8 protein-coding genes are annotated in these 14,933 nt (G+C 69.6%); 4 read left to right on the forward strand and 4 right to left on the reverse strand.

Annotation, left to right across the window (positions count from 1 at the left end; genetic code table 11):
• Nucleotides 1-148 precede the first annotated feature (148 nt).
• From QMF80_RS16455 to QMF80_RS16465, 3 genes are all read right to left on the reverse strand, one after another.
• A complete protein-coding gene (locus QMF80_RS16455; protein ID WP_502962861.1) occupies nt 149-2,716 on the reverse strand; it encodes a SpoIIE family protein phosphatase in 2,568 nt (855 codons plus the stop codon).
• Nucleotides 2,674-7,203 carry a HAMP domain-containing hybrid sensor histidine kinase/response regulator gene (locus tag QMF80_RS16460; RefSeq protein ID WP_283453885.1) on the reverse strand — a complete coding sequence of 1,510 codons (4,530 nt, stop codon included), beginning with the start codon at nt 7,201-7,203 and terminating at the stop codon, nt 2,674-2,676. The genes QMF80_RS16455 and QMF80_RS16460 overlap by 43 nt, the downstream gene beginning before the upstream one ends.
• Before the next feature lie 239 nt (nt 7,204-7,442).
• Nucleotides 7,443-7,664, reverse strand: a complete 222-nt coding sequence (locus QMF80_RS16465) for a hypothetical protein (protein WP_283453887.1) — start codon at nt 7,662-7,664, stop codon at nt 7,443-7,445.
• 253 nt (nt 7,665-7,917) lie between these two features.
• Here QMF80_RS16465 and QMF80_RS16470 point away from each other — a divergent pair, with 253 nt between their 5' ends.
• From QMF80_RS16470 to QMF80_RS16480, 3 genes are read left to right on the forward strand one after another with little or no spacing between them, the layout of a single operon-like run.
• Complete coding sequence (locus QMF80_RS16470) at nt 7,918-9,387, forward strand: aldehyde dehydrogenase family protein (RefSeq protein ID WP_283453888.1); 1,470 nt, start codon at nt 7,918-7,920, stop codon at nt 9,385-9,387.
• Complete coding sequence (locus tag QMF80_RS16475) at nt 9,384-10,949, forward strand: APC family permease (RefSeq protein ID WP_283453891.1); 1,566 nt, start codon at nt 9,384-9,386, stop codon at nt 10,947-10,949. The genes QMF80_RS16470 and QMF80_RS16475 overlap by 4 nt, the downstream gene beginning before the upstream one ends.
• 57 nt (nt 10,950-11,006) lie before the next feature.
• On the forward strand, nt 11,007-12,551 hold the full coding sequence (locus QMF80_RS16480) for a GMC family oxidoreductase (protein ID WP_283453893.1): 1,545 nt from the start codon (nt 11,007-11,009) through the stop codon (nt 12,549-12,551).
• Nucleotides 12,552-12,978: 427 nt separating this feature from the next.
• Here QMF80_RS16480 and QMF80_RS16485 read toward each other — a convergent pair whose 3' ends face one another.
• On the reverse strand, nt 12,979-13,140 hold the full coding sequence (locus tag QMF80_RS16485) for a carbohydrate-binding protein (RefSeq protein ID WP_283453895.1): 162 nt from the start codon (nt 13,138-13,140) through the stop codon (nt 12,979-12,981).
• 1,062 nt (nt 13,141-14,202) lie between these two features.
• Here QMF80_RS16485 and QMF80_RS16490 point away from each other — a divergent pair.
• Nucleotides 14,203-14,865, forward strand: a complete 663-nt coding sequence (locus QMF80_RS16490; protein WP_283453896.1) for a lysophospholipid acyltransferase family protein — start codon at nt 14,203-14,205, stop codon at nt 14,863-14,865.
• Nucleotides 14,866-14,933: the final 68 nt, after the last annotated feature.

The following is a 14,933-nucleotide window of genomic DNA, read 5'->3' on the forward strand; positions in this document are numbered from 1 at the left end:
GAACGCGAGTGGGCGCGCTGACGGAGCGGATGAAGAAAACGAACGACCTGGCGTACCGGAGACAGTGGACAGTCCCGCATCGCGGACCGAGCCGACCCTCTCCACGAGGACCCCACGGTCGGCGGTTCCCCTCCGGCTTGTCGGTGGGTCAGCGCACCTGGACACCAATGAGACAGGTGTCGTCATCCGTGTCGGAGGCGCTGTAAGTGAGCAGGTTGTCGAGGCGCTTGTCCAGCGATTCTTTGTGCTGGGACGCCACTGTGAGGAGGTTGCTCAGGGCGTCGGTGACGGAGATGTCACGGCGTTCGATGAGCCCGTCGGTGTACATGAGCAGGATGTCCTCACGTTCCAGCTGCACTTCGTGTTCCGCGAACTCGGGGTCCGGGAGTGCTCCGAGGAGCATTCCGGGGACGAGGGGGAGGGCCTGGACGTGGTCGCCCCGCACCAGTACGGGGGGCAGGTGTCCGGCACGCGCCCAGCGCAGGGAGCGAGTGGCAGGGTCGTAGATTCCACAGACAGCGGTGGCGGTCAGGTTGCCGGTGAGGTGGTAGGCGACGGCGTTCAGCCAGGACAGCAGCTGTGCCGGGCCGGCGCCGGTGACGGCGAGGCCTCGCAGGGCGTTGCGCAGGACGACCATTCCGGTGGCCGCTTGGATGCCGTGGCCGGCGACGTCACCGACGCTGATGAGGATCTTCTCGTTGGGCAGAACGACGGAGTCGTACCAGTCGCCGCCGACGAGGGAGTGCGATTCTGCCGGTCTGTAGCGTACGGCGATACGGATCCCCGGAACCTCCAGCGTGGCTGGAGCGGGGGGCATGATGGCGTGCTGGAGCTTCAGGGCGAGCTTGGTGCGGTCTGCGGATTCCGCTTCGCTGTCGGCGAGCTGGTCGCGGGTGGCTGCGAGGGCTACTTCGGTCCAGTGTTGAGCTGAGATGTCCTGGCAGGCGCCGCGGACGGCGTACAGGCGTCCGTGCGCGTCGAGGACAGGTTCCGCCACGATCCGGATGTGGCGAGTGATGCCGTCGGGGCGTCTGAGTCGGAAGTCCACCGATGACTCGCGCAGCCTGTGCAGGAGTGTGCGCAGGAACCGGCCGATCGAGTTGACGTCGTGGGGGTGGGCGTGGGCGGCCAGGTCCTCCAGCGGAACGGGAGAGGCCGTGGAAGGCAGCCCGAACAGGGCGAAGAGCTGGCCGTTCCACGTGATGGCCCCGGTACGCGTGTTCTGCTCGAAGCCGCCGACCCGGCCGAGGCGCTGCGCGTGCTGCAGAAGGCTGGCCAGCCGCGCGGTCTCGTCCTCGATCTTCCAGATGAGCAGGAGGGCCGTGCCGTGCCGACTGATGCTGACATCGGCGACGGAGGTGAGGGGGACTTCGTCGACGAAGGCGGTCAAGGCGGTGCGCGGCGCGTGGCAGGGCTCTCCCGTCGCGTAGACCCGCTCCAGCTTGGAGAAGAGGCCGTTGTTCTCGGCGGCCGCCGGGTAGGCCTCGAGGAAGTGCGCTCCGGTGACCAGGGAGCGCGGGCGGCCGGCCGGGTCGATGAAGCGGCTGTTGGTGTGGTGGACGCGGAAGTCGGACAGCCGGCCGGCCCGGTCGAGGTGAGGAGTGAGGATCAGCACCGGGTCGTTGAGGTGGTCGGCGAGGTCCACCAGTTCGCCGACGCCGGTGGGGGGTGCGACGCGCGCCGAGGGCGGCGGTATGTCGAGGGACTGCTCCTCAAGGGTATGGGCGCACAGTTCGGCCATGGCTTCCAGCTGCCGCAGGATCTGAGGCTGCTGAGAGGGCAGCCGGTCGGGCCAGCTCACTTCCAGGATTCCGTGGATGCGGCCCCCGGTCCCTGCGGGAGCCATGATCCGTCCGCCGTCGGGGTGCTGTCGCCGGCCGATGGTGGGGATGCCCGCCTCGGACAGGCAGGCCACCACAGCGAGATCGCGGCTGTGCAGGGCCAGGCGGGCGCAGGTGGCTACTTCTGGAGGGACATGGCGCCAGCGCTCCGCGTCCTCCTGGGTGAATCCGGCCTGCCCGACGAGGGCGAGCGAGGAATCGGGGCCGACCAGCCAGATCGCGACGCCACTGGCGCCCAGCGGGCCGAAGGCGTTCTGCAGCAGTGCGGTGGCAACGGCCTGGACATCGGCCGCGGCCAGGACGCGGCTCTCCGCCGCCCTCAGCCGGACCGCGGCACGGGGTTCTCCGGCGGGCTCGGATTCTGCGGCGGCGGCGGTCTTGAGGAACTGCTGCGCGATCTCGCTGACGCCGTCGCGTGCGGCCTGGTTGATGACATCGACTGCCAGGCTCAGGACGGTGACGCCCGACTGGTCGGCAAGCCGGGTCAGCTGCCGGGAGGCTTCGGCGGCCCCGCAGCCCAGTCGCCCTACGAGAATGCCCCTGGCCATCTCGATCAGGGCGCGCCCGTCGGCGGCCCACTCCGCTTCCAGGGCCTGCTGGCGCAGCCGCTCCACTGTGGCGGCGAGCCGTCCTACCTCCCCCGACTCGGCGGCGCGGTCAGACGATCCGGCAATGGGGCAAGGAACGTCCTTATCCGGGGTTCGCGCGGCCGGGACCTGCGACGGAGTGAGCTCGCGGGGCGAGCTGGATGCTGGCTGTGATGCCTCGTGCGCATTGAGAGAGTTGTTCACCGGAGGTCGGTTTCTTCCATGGGGCGGCAGGAACAGGACGGTCAGGCGCGCGAGGGGCCGGAAGCGTCCTGGGGAAGGAGCCATCGGCGGAGCCGGGCGATGAGGTCGTCCGCATCGACGGGCTTGGTGACGTAGTCGCTCGATCCTGAGGCGATGCTCTTCTCCCGGTCGCCGGGCATGGCCTTGGCGGTGACCGAGATGATGGGCAGGTCGGCGTACTGGGGCATCCTCCTGATCTCCGCCGTTGCCGCGTACCCGTCCAGTTCGGGCATCATGACGTCCATCAGGATGAGGTCGATGCCGGGGGTGCTGGTCAGGGTCTCGATGCCCTTGCGGCCGTTCTCCGCGTGCAGGACGCGGATACCGTGGAGTTCGAGGATTCCGCTGATCGCGTAGAGGTTGCGGGGATCGTCATCGACGACCAGGACGGACATGTCCGCGAGGCTGGCATCGACGTAGGGCCGCTCCGACGGAGCGTGTCCACCCTCGGCCCGGACCAGGGGCAGGATGTCCCCGAGCCGGTCCACCGACAGGTGCAGGGCAATTCGTTCCCGGAGCTCATCGAGGCTGGAAAGGATTTCGAGGCGCTGGCTGATCGCGTGCTGATCCACCGCCTCCTGCTGCTCGCGGGTCATGCGCCGGTTGTCGTGGGCGAGTACCGGCAAGGACGCCAGCGCCGTGTCTCCCGCGAGGGCCTCGAGGAAACTGAGCGCTTCTGCACTGGCCCCCAGTTCGAGGACCACGCAGTGGAACGGCATCTGAGCAAGCACCGCGGCCGCGTCCGCGGCACTTGAGGCGGCAAGGACCTCGACTTGGTCGGACGGCTCCGGGGCCGCACGTCCGGCGATCAGATCGGAGGCCGCACTCTCGGCGACGAGGCTGAGCAGGCCGTTGGCGCGCTCTTCGATCACCAGGAGACGTCGGGGGTGCCGCCGGCCCTCCTCGGCGTCCGCGCCGCTGGCCGCCGACCGATCACCAGGTTCGGCGACCGGCTGGTCCAAGGCCGGAGCCGTCGCGTCCCGTTCGATGAAGTCGGGGCGTGCGACGGGCAGGTACAGCGTGAAGACCGACCCCGCGCCGGGCGTGCTGCTGGCCGTGACCACACCGCCGAGCAGCCGTGCGATCTCCCTGGTGATGGACAGGCCAAGGCCGGTGCCCCCGTACTTGCGGCTGGTCGTGCCGTCAGCCTGCTGGAATGCCGCGAAAATCACCTCCAGCTGCTCCTCGGCGATCCCGATGCCCGTGTCCGCGACCTTGAAGGCGACGACCGATCCCGCCCCGGCCAGCTCCGCGGGAAGCTCTGCGGCGTTCGTGGGCTCGATCTGGACCCGGACCTGGCCGCGTTCGGTGAACTTCACCGCGTTGGACAGCAGATTGCGCAGGATCTGCTGCAGCCGCGCGTCATCGGTCAGCAGGTCGACCGGCACACCGGGCGAGGTCGTGATGTCGAATTCGAGGCCCTTCTGCGTGGTCAGCGGGCGGAAGGAGGCCTCCACGTAGTCGAGGAGCCGCTTGAGAGAGACCCGCTCCAGATTGACGTCCATCTTGCCCGCCTCGACCTTGGACAGGTCGAGGATGTCATTGATCAGCTGGAGCAGGTCCGAGCCCGCGGAGTGGATGATGCCCGCGTACTCCACCTGCTTCGGGGTGAGGTTGCGGCTGGGATTCTGGGAGAGGAGCTGGGCGAGGATGAGCAGACTGTTGAGCGGTGTGCGCAGTTCATGGCTCATGTTCGCCAGGAACTCCGACTTGTACTTGGAGGCCAGAGACAGCTGTTGGGCCCTGTCTTCGAGCTCCTGGCGGGCCTGCTCGATCTCCAGGTTCTTCGTCTCGATGTCGCGGTTCTGGGTCGCCAGGAGAGCGGCCTTCTCCTCCAGCTCGGCATTGGACCTCTGCAGCTCGTCCTGCTGGACCTGCAGCTGCTCAGAGCGGGCCTGCAGCTCGCCGGTCAGACGCTGCGACTCGCCGAGGAGTTCGTCGGTACGGGCATTGGCGACGATGGTGCTGACGTTGACGCCGACCGTTTCCATCAGGCGCCCGAGGAAGTCGCGGTGCACCGGCGAGAAGGAGTTGAAGGAGGCGAGTTCGATGACCCCGAGGACCTGCTCCTCGACGAGGATGGGCAGCACGATGAGGTTGGCAGGGGCCGCTCCGCCCAGGCCGGAGGAGATCAGGTAGCCGGGGGGTACGTTGTCGATGGCCAGGATGCGGCGGCTGCGGGCTGCCTGCCCCACGAGGGTCTCGCCATGGCGCACCCGCTGGGCTGCGGGACTGCCGACCGGCCGCCCGAAGGAGCCGATCAGGGTGAGCCAGGTTTCGCCGCCGGTCTCCTCGGCGAGGTAGAAGGCGCCGTAGCTGGCGTCGACCAGGGGGGCGAGCTCGTCCATGACGAGTTCGGCGACGACCGCCAGGTCGCGGTGGCCCTGCATCAGGCCGGAGATCTGCGCCAGGTTCGACTTCAGCCAGTCCTGTACCTGGTTGGCCCGGGTGGTCTCGCGCAGGGAGCCGACCATCGAGTTGATGTTGTCCTTGAGTTCGGCGACCTCGCCCGAGGCGTCGACCGTGATGGAGCGGGTCAGGTCTCCTTCGGCCACCGCGCTGGCGACCTCGGCGATCGCCCGTACCTGGCGGGTCAGGTTCCCCGCCAGCTCGTTCACGTTCTCCGTCAGGCGCTTCCAGGTACCGGAGACCCCCTCCACCTCCGCCTGGCCGCCGAGCCGTCCCTCGCTGCCGACCTCGCGCGCGACGCGCGTCACCTCGGCGGCGAACGAGGACAGCTGGTCCACCATCGTGTTGATGGTGGTCTTCAGTTCCAGGATCTCGCCCCGGGCGTCGACGTCGATCTTCTTCGACAGATCGCCATTGGCCACGGCTGTGGTGACGAGCGCGATGTTGCGCACCTGACCGGTCAAGTTGTTCGCCATGGAGTTGACGTTGTCCGTGAGGTCCTTCCACGTGCCGGCGACGTTCGGGACCCGGGCCTGTCCGCCGAGGCGCCCCTCGGTCCCCACCTCCCTCGCGACACGGGTGACCTCGTCCGCGAAGGCAGACAGCGTGTCAACCATCGTATTGATCACCCCGGCGAGCGCGGCGACCTCGCCCTTTGCCTCCACGACGATCTTCTGGGACAGGTCGCCACGGGCGACCGCCGTGGCCACCTGGGCGATGGACCGCACCTGCCCGGTCAGGTTCGACGCCATGACGTTGACGTTGTCCGTGAGGTCCTTCCAGGTGCCCGACACACCCCGGACAGTGGCCTGGCCCCCCAGATTTCCTTCGGTGCCCACCTCCCGGGCCACTCGGGTGACCTCGTCGGCGAACGCGGAGAGCTGGTCGACCATCGTGTTGATGGTTTCCTTCAGCTCCAGGATCTCGCCGCGCGCGTCGACGCGGATCTTCTGGGAGAGGTCTCCCTGCGCCACCGCGGTGGTGACCTCGGCGATGGAACGGACCTGCGCGGTGAGGTTGTCGGCCATGAAGTTCACCGAGTCGGTGAGGTCCCGCCAGGTACCCGAGACGCCCTTCACGTCCGCCTGCCCGCCGAGGCGGCCGTCGGTACCCACCTCCCGGGCCACTCGGGTGACCTCGTCGGCGAACGCGGAGAGCTGGTCGACCATCGTGTTGATGGTGGTCTTCAGTTCCAGGATCTCGCCGCGCGCGTCGACGCGGATCTTCTGGGAGAGGTCTCCCTGCGCCACCGCGGTGGCGACCTCGGCGATGGAACGGACCTGCGCGGTGAGGTTGCCGGCCATGAAGTTCACCGAGTCGGTGAGGTCCCGCCAGGTACCCGAGACGCCCTTCACGTCCGCCTGCCCGCCGAGCCGACCGTCGGTACCCACCTCCCGGGCCATGCGGGTGACCTCGTCGGCGAACGCGGAGAGCTGGTCGACCATCGTGTTGATGGTGTTCTTGAGTTCCAGGATCTCACCGCGGGCGTCGACAGCGATCTTCTGCGAGAGGTCACCCTTGGCTACGGCCGTGGTGACCTGAGCGATGTTGCGGACCTGGTCGGTGAGGTTGCCGGCCATGAAGTTCACGGAATCGGTGAGGTCCCGCCATACCCCGGCCACGCCTGGTACCTCGGCCTGACCGCCCAGGCGTCCTTCACTGCCCACCTCACGCGCGACGCGAGTGACCTCGTCCGCGAAGGAGGAGAGCTGGTCGACCATCGTGTTGACGGTGTCCTTCAACTCCAGGATCTCGCCCCGGGCCGCCACATCGATCTTCTGGGAAAGGTCGCCGCGGGCGACAGCCGTGGCTACCTGGGCGATGTCACGGACCTGGGTGGTGAGGTTGCCGGCCATCGCATTGACGGAGTCGGTGAGGTCGGCCCACGTGCCGGATACACCGGGAACCTCGGCCTGGCCGCCCAGGGTCCCCTCGGTACCGACCTCGCGGGCGACCCGGGTCACCTCCGAGGTGAACAGGGACAGCTGATCGACCATACCGTTGAAAACGGTGGCGATCTCGCCCAGGAGCCCGTCTGCCTCGTCCGGCAGGCGGGTGCCGAAATCACCGTCACGGACGGCTGTCAGCCCGGCCAGGAGCTGGCGAAGCTCCGGCTCGCCCACCGCCCCCGAATCCTTTGCTGCCACCACTGATACCGCCGACTTGACCATCCCTGCCCCACTTCCGTCTGACCAGGCGCCAAGCCCGAGCGAGCGTTCCCCCGACGCGGCAAATCCACCGCACCCGGCGAAGCACAATAGCCGCTCCGGGGCACGCCACGACGCCCGGGCCTCCAGCAAGTGCCGCAGCCGCCGGGGCCGCCCCGGTGGATGGTGGCTCCCGCGATGGTCCCCGAGGCTCGTCAGGCGACCGCTGCGTAGAAGCGGTACGTCCACGAGCCTGTCCACGGCATCCGGCTGCCCGTACGCCGGGCCCGGTCCGTCACCGCGGCCCGCCGGGCGGAGTCGCTCAGGAGCGGCCCGACGAACAGCGCGTGCACCAGCTGTGCGGTCAGCTTCTCGCCGGGCAGGCCGGTGCGCTGGCGTTCGGCGGCCTGGGCCTGGTAGCCGGGGTGGCCGCTCAACAGAGTGAGGCCCCGTCGTTCAACCGTGCGACTCCACCGCACCGACCTGCGGTGGAGCCCCGTCATGCCCGTCGTCGAGGTGGCGGAGGATGAGACCGCATGGGTGAGGCACGGTCCCGGGTTGCGGACAGATGCGCAGAGGGATGCCGTCCGGTTGGCCCCTCGTGCGCTGCGGAGCCCGGACGGTCCCCTTAGGGTCGGGTATCAGACCATCACAGAACCGCACAGACCGACCCGACCCGGGGGAGCCTTCATGCCGGAGCTGTTCATCGGTGGCCAATGGACCACCGCCTCCGACGGGCAGGTGCGCGAGATCCGCTGCCCAGCGGACGGCACGCTGGTAGCGACCGTGGACGAGGCGGGCCCCGAGGACGCCGCCGCCGCCGTGGCCGCCGCCCGCGAGGCGTTCGACAGCGGGCCGTGGCCCGGCACCCCGGCCGCCGAGCGCGGTCGGCTGCTGCTGCGCGTCGCCGATCTGCTGGAGCGCGACAAGGCCGCGTTCGCCCGCGCCGAATCCCTGGACACCGGGAAGCGGCTGGTCGAGAGCGAATACGACATGGACGACATCGCCAACTGCTTCCGGTACTTCGGCAACCTGGCGGCCTCCGGTGGCACGGACCGGATCATCGACGCCGGCAATCCGGACACGGACAGCAGGGTGGTGCACGAGCCGGTCGGCGTCTGCTCCCTGATCACCCCGTGGAACTACCCGCTGCTGCAGACCGCCTGGAAGGTGGCCCCCGCGCTCGCCGCGGGCAACACCTTCGTGCTCAAGCCCAGCGAGCTGACCCCGCACACCGCCATCCTCCTGATGGGGCTGCTCAAGGAGGCCGGGCTGCCCGACGGCGTCGCCAACCTGGTGCTCGGCGCGGGCGCTGTCGCCGGAGCGCCGCTCAGTACCGACGAGCGGGTGGACCTGGTGTCCTTCACCGGCGGGCTGCTCACCGGACGGCGCATCATGGCCGCCGCCGCGCCCACCGTCAAGAAGATCGCCCTGGAACTGGGCGGCAAGAACCCCAACATCGTCTTCGCCGACGCCGAGTTCGACACCGCCGTCGACTACGCCCTGATGGCGGTGTTCCTGCACTCCGGGCAGGTCTGCTCGGCCGGCGCCCGGCTGTTGGTCCAGGACGAACTGCACGACGCGTTCGTGGACGAGGTGGTGCGGCGGGCGCAGCAGATCCGGCTCGGCGGCCCGTTCGACGAGAATGCCCGCACCGGCCCGCTGATCTCCGCGGCGCACCGCGAGAAGGTAGAGGCGTACGTTGCGGCCGGCCTGGCGGAGGGGGCGGTGCTGCGCTGCGGCGGCGCCCGGCCCGAGGACCCCGCGCTGGCCAACGGCTTCTACTACCCGCCGACGGTGCTCGACGAGTGCACCCCGGGCATGTCCGTGGTGCGTGACGAATCGTTCGGCCCGGTGCTCACAGTCGAGCGGTTCCATGACGAGGCCGAGGCGGTCGCGCTCGCCAACGACACCGTGTACGGCCTGGCCGGAGCGGTCTGGACGCAGGACAGCGAGCGTGCGCACCGGGTCGCCGCCCGGCTGCGCGCCGGAACCGTATGGATCAACGACTTCCATCCCTATGTGCCTCAGGCCGAGTGGGGCGGCATGAAGCAGTCCGGCGTCGGCCGCGAACTGGGCCCGGCGGGGCTGGCCGAGTACCAGGAGGCCAAGCACATCTGGCGCAACACGGCCCCCCGCCCGCAGAGGTGGTTCGAATGAGCGACCCCGCCCCGGACCCCGGGTCGGCGCACGGCGAGGTCGACAGCGACGCGGCGCTCACCGAACTGGGCTACAAGCCCGGACTCAAGCGCACACTCGGCAACTTCCACACCTTCGCCGCCGGAATCAGTTACATCTCCATCCTGACCGGCACGTTCCAGCTCTTCTACTTCGGCGTCAGCCTCGGCGGGCCCGCCTACTGGTGGTCCTGGCCGATGGTCTTCATCGGTCAGCTGATGGTGGCGCTGTGTTTCTGCGAACTCGCCGCGCGCTTCCCGGTGGCGGGATCGGTCTACAACTGGGCCAAGCACACCGGCGGCCCGCACATCGGCTGGCTGGCCGGCTGGATGATGACGGTCGCGACCATGGTGTCGCTGGCCGCCGTGGCCCTCGCCTACCAGTTGACGCTCCCTCAGATCTCCAGTCTCTTCCAGGTCATCGGTGACGGCACCGGCAAGTACGACGCGGCCGCCAACGCCGTACTGCTCGGCACGATCCTGATCGTCTTCACCACCGTGATCAACGCCTTCGGGGTGAAGCTGATGGCCACCATCAACTCCACCGGGGTGTTCATCGAGCTGATCGCCGCGGTCGTGCTGGTGGTGCTGCTCGCCGCGCACATCACCCGCGGCCCGAGCGCCATCATGCAGACCCAGGGCCTCGGCCAGGGGCAGACGCTCGGCTACTTCGGCGCGTTCCTGACCGCCTCACTCGCCTCGGCATATGTCATGTACGGCTTCGACACCGCCTCCTCGCTGGGCGAGGAGTCCATCGACCCGGCCCGCAACGCTCCGCGGGCCATCCTGCGCGCGCTCATCGCCTCCTTCCTCCTCGGCGGCCTGATCCTGCTGTTCGCGCTGCTGGCCACTCCCGACCTCCACGCCAAGGAACTGTCCGTGGACGGTCTGCAGTACGTGGTGAAGGCCGCGCTCGGCGAGACCATCGGCCAGGGCGTGCTGTGGTGCGTCGTCATCGCCATCACCGTGTGCGCGCTGTCCGTACAGACCGCGGGGCTACGGCTCGCCTTCGCGATGGCCCGCGACAACAATCTGCCGGCCGGCTCGAAGCTGGCCGCTCTCCACCCGAGGTTCCAGACGCCGGTGCTGGCGACGTGCGTGATCGGGATCGTGGCGATCGCCATCCTGGTCGTCAACATCAACCAGCCGCAGATCTTCTCGGTCGTCACCAGTATCGCCATCATCATGATCTACGTTGCGTATCTGCTGGTCACCATGCCCATGCTGGTGCAGCGGCTGCGCGGCGCATGGACGCCGTCGACCGATCACTTCTCGCTGGGCCGGTGGGGTCTGCCGGTCAACATCCTGGCCGTGCTCTGGGGCACCGCGATGACCATCAACCTGCTGTGGCCGCGCGCCGAGGTCTACAACGCCACCGGCCCCCAGCACTGGTACCTGCGCTGGGGCGGCGTCCTGTTCGTCGGCGTCGTCGCCGCCGGTGGCTTCCTCTACTACTGGTTCGTCCAGCGCAACAAGACCGGCGTTCTCGCCGAACACAGCATCGGGGAACCGCCGGAGCCCGCACCGGTCCACGGCGGCGCCTGAGAACGCGGCGTGACGCCCGAACCGTACGACCGCATCGTGAAACGGGGAAGTACTGACATGGACGAGTTCGACTACGTGGTGGTCGGCGGCGGAACGGCCGGCGCGGTGGTGGCCGCGCGGCTGACCGAGGACCCCAGCGTCACCGTCTGCGTACTGGAGGCCGGACCCTCGGACGTCGGCGACGACAACATTCTGCGACTCGACAAGTGGATGGGACTGCTGGAATCCGGCTACGACTGGGACTACCCGGTGGAACCGCAGGAGAACGGCAACAGCTTCATGCGCCACGCCCGCGCCAAGGTGCTCGGCGGCTGCTCCTCGCACAACTCCTGCATCGCCTTCTGGGCACCGGCCGAGGACCTCGACGAATGGGGTGCGCTCGGCTGTACCGGCTGGAGCGCCGCGGACTGCTTCCCGCTGTACCGGCGGCTGGAGACCAACGACGCACCCGGCGAGCACCACGGCCGCTCCGGCCCGGTCACCATCCGCACCGTCCCGCCGAACGACCCCTGTGGCACAGCCCTGTTGGAGGCATGCGCGGCGGCCGGCATTCCCACCACCCCGTTCAACACCGGCACGACCGTGGTGCGCGGCGCGCACTGGTTCCAGATCAACGCCCGCGAGGACGGCACCCGGTCCTCCGCGTCGGTGTCCTATCTGCACCCGATCCTCGGCCGCCGGCCGAACCTCGAAGTGCGCACCGGCCTGCAGGCCAAGCGGCTGGTGTTCGACGCCGGCAAGCGCTGCACGGGCGTGGAGTACCTGGCGCCCGACACCATCCACACCGGGGCGGTCGGGGCGCGGCGGGAAGTGATCGTCGCCTGCGGGGCCATCGACTCGCCCAAGCTGCTGATGCTGTCGGGCATCGGTCCGGCCGCGCACCTGCGGGACTCCGGGGTGGACGTCCTCGCCGATTCTCCCGGAGTCGGCTCGAACCTCCAGGACCACCCGGAGGGTCTGGTCATGTGGGAGGCGAAGCAGCCCATGGTCTCCTCCTCCACCCAGTGGTGGGAGATCGGCATCTTCACCGACACCCGGCCGGGCCTGGACCGGCCGGACCTGATGTTCCACTACGGGTCGGTGCCGTTCGACCTGAACACCTACCGCCACGGCTACCCGACCTCCGAGAACGCCTTCTGTCTCACCCCGAACGTCACCCGGGCCCGCTCGACGGGCACCGTCCGGCTGCGGACCCGCGACTTCCGGGACAAGCCGCGCGTCGACCCGCGGTACTTCACCGACGAGCACGACGTACGGGTGATGACGTACGGCCTGCGCCTCGCGCGGGAGATCGTCTCCCAGTCCCCGATGGCCGACTGGGCGGGCACCGAACTGGCCCCCGGCCCGGCGGCCCGGTCCGACGACGAGCTGCTGGACTACATCCGCAAGACCCACAACACCGTCTACCACCCGGCGGGCACCGTCCGGATGGGCGCGGCCGACGACCCCGCGGCGCCCCTCGACCCGCAGCTGCGGGTCAAGGGCGTCACCGGGCTGCGGGTGGCGGACGCCTCGGTGATGCCGTTCCTGCCGACGGTCAACCCGTGCATCACCACGATGATGATCGGCGAGAAGTGCGCCGACATGATCAAGTCGGCCTGACCCGACGTAGCCGGCTCACCGCCAGGCTTCGGGGACGCGCTGGCCCGCGCGGCGCCGGCCCCCTGACGCAGGGGGGTGCGAGCGCTCATGAATGCGGCTCCGTCGCTGGTCGTGCGACGGGGCGGGTCAGGGCGTAAGGAGCATGCGCTCGCGGAGGAAGCCGAGGTTGGCTCGTCCGAATCGCCGCCCGGCCCGCAGGGGCGGCGGACGTTGCGGAAACACCTCCACCCCGGCCACCTACACGCCGTGTGTATACAGCGAGGGTATACATGCGATGTATACTCGTCCGTACGGAGCCCGTCCGACTCCTACCGGACCGGACCGGGCCGGGCCGTACCGAACTGGCCTAGCTAGGCCATGGCCCTCGTGGGCGCCCGCTCGCCCGAGGAGATCGGCTTCGACCTGCTGGCCCCGGGCAGCCGACCGGTCACACCGAGTACTGCTGCCACAGCTTCACGGCCGTTTTCGGGTTGGACGCGGAGTTGGACTTGTTCGCCACCAGGCAGCGGTACTGCTTCCCCTGGTAGGAGACCCGGTCGTTCGCCGCGTACTGCCGGTTGACTTTCCAGTCCGAAAATCCTGCTGCCATGTCGCGGTACCTTTCATCGGGCCGACCCTCTGCCGGGCCCGCCCGAATTCTCGCACGTCGGAGCCCTGGTCGGCCCGGAGCGGGCGCCGCCCCGCCCGGCCGGCACCCGCGGCGCCTGGCCCGCCTCAGCACAGACCTGGCCGGCCCGGCCGCACCTAGACCCGCTCCCACCCGCCCACACTTCCGAGCGCGAGCCGTCCCGGGCCTGGAGCACGGACCCGCACACCCGCTCGGTCCACGTCAGCGACGCGCCACCCGCCGATCGTGCGGTTGGTGCGGTTGATGCGGCCAATGGCAGACGCTCCAGCCGACTTCCGCTGGCCGCCGGACGACCGTCACCAGCAGCGGCTCGCGCGGGACGCGGCCGGTCCGGTGCTGAACCGCTGCGGCGAGCTTCGCCGGGCCTTCTGGGGGCTGGCCAGAAGGCGACCGGGTGGACCTTGTCGACAGCAGCGGCGCCGACTTCCGATGCTCATGGGGCGGCCAGATCGGCCCCAACACCCGGCCGTTCGTGATCGCCCATGCCAGCGCCACCATTTTCCCGAATGGCAACTTGGCTGCGCCGTCGTTGAGCCACCGCGCACCACCCGGCGGCTCTTCAGTGCCCGTACGCCACTGCGCAGTCCTGCCTGACCGCCTCGGATACCAAGGCCGTCTCCTCCAAAATCGCACTCGGCCCCCTCCGCTGCCATCTGGCTGCTCACAACCTGCCGTCAGCCGTTGGCTATTCGGCCCACGACGAGGCTGGTGCACTTTCGTACGGCACGCGAGGACGGGTCCGCGCTTTCCGTGACCGTCGCCTGGGCGGACTTCGCCGCCGGCTCCTGCGCTGAACGTCCGCTGCACCCGACTGCGAGTGAGCCAACCAGCACGGCCCACACGACCTGCGTCATCCCGCGCATCGTTCCCCCCCCCCCCCGAGTTCGGCGGCCCGCACGCCGACCGCAGCAGAAATGAGCTGGGCGCCAGCAGGAGGGAAAGATGAGTACGGCAACTCAGGCCGGACGGACGCTCCGCCTCCGACAATGGAGATCAACACAGTCGAGACCTGGAGACCGCTCCGTGCTCAGCAGCTTCGCCGGCATCCTGACGCCCGCTTTCGGCCGCCTGTCGGTGACCACCGACCCGAGCCTCGACGTGGCGCCGGGCAGCATCATCGCCGCCAACCACACCTCACTCGCCGACCCCGCCATCGTGATCGCCGCCTTGCGCGGCCTGGGCGTGGAACCGGTCATCATGGCCACCGCTGGCCTGTGGCGCGTGCCCGTACTCGGCCGCTCCCTCACCCGCGAAGGCCATATCCCCGTACACCGCGGCGACCGACGGGCCTCGGGCGCGCTCGACCTGGCCGCCCACGCCCTTGAGCAGGGCCGGTGCCTGCTCATCTACGCCGAGGGGGGCCTGCCCCGCCGCAAGGACGCGGCAGAGTCGGCCCCGGGCAACTTCCGCACCGGTCTGGCCCGCCTCGCCGAGCGCACCGGTGCCCCTGTCGTGCCCGTCGGCCAGGCCGGTGCCCGCCGCGTCACCTCGGGCGGCTTCATCAAGCAGATCACCGGCCTGGCTACCGCCCCGCTGCGCCGACCCGAGCTGCACGTCCATGTCGGCGCCCCGATCGTCTTGACCGGCGACAGCGCCGTACTCACGGCGGGGGCCCGAGAGGCAGTGACCAGCGCGTGGCGTACGGCGGCCGCGCACCTCGCTGAGCCCGCCGCACTCGCCGCATAGCCCGCTTGCGAGCCTGCGTCCGGAGTCCGCTGTCGAGGAGCTGCCCCCGGCCCCGTCGCGCCGCCTCC

Source organism: Streptomyces sp. G-G2 (assembly GCF_030063135.1).
GTDB lineage: Bacteria > Actinomycetota > Actinomycetes > Streptomycetales > Streptomycetaceae > Streptomyces.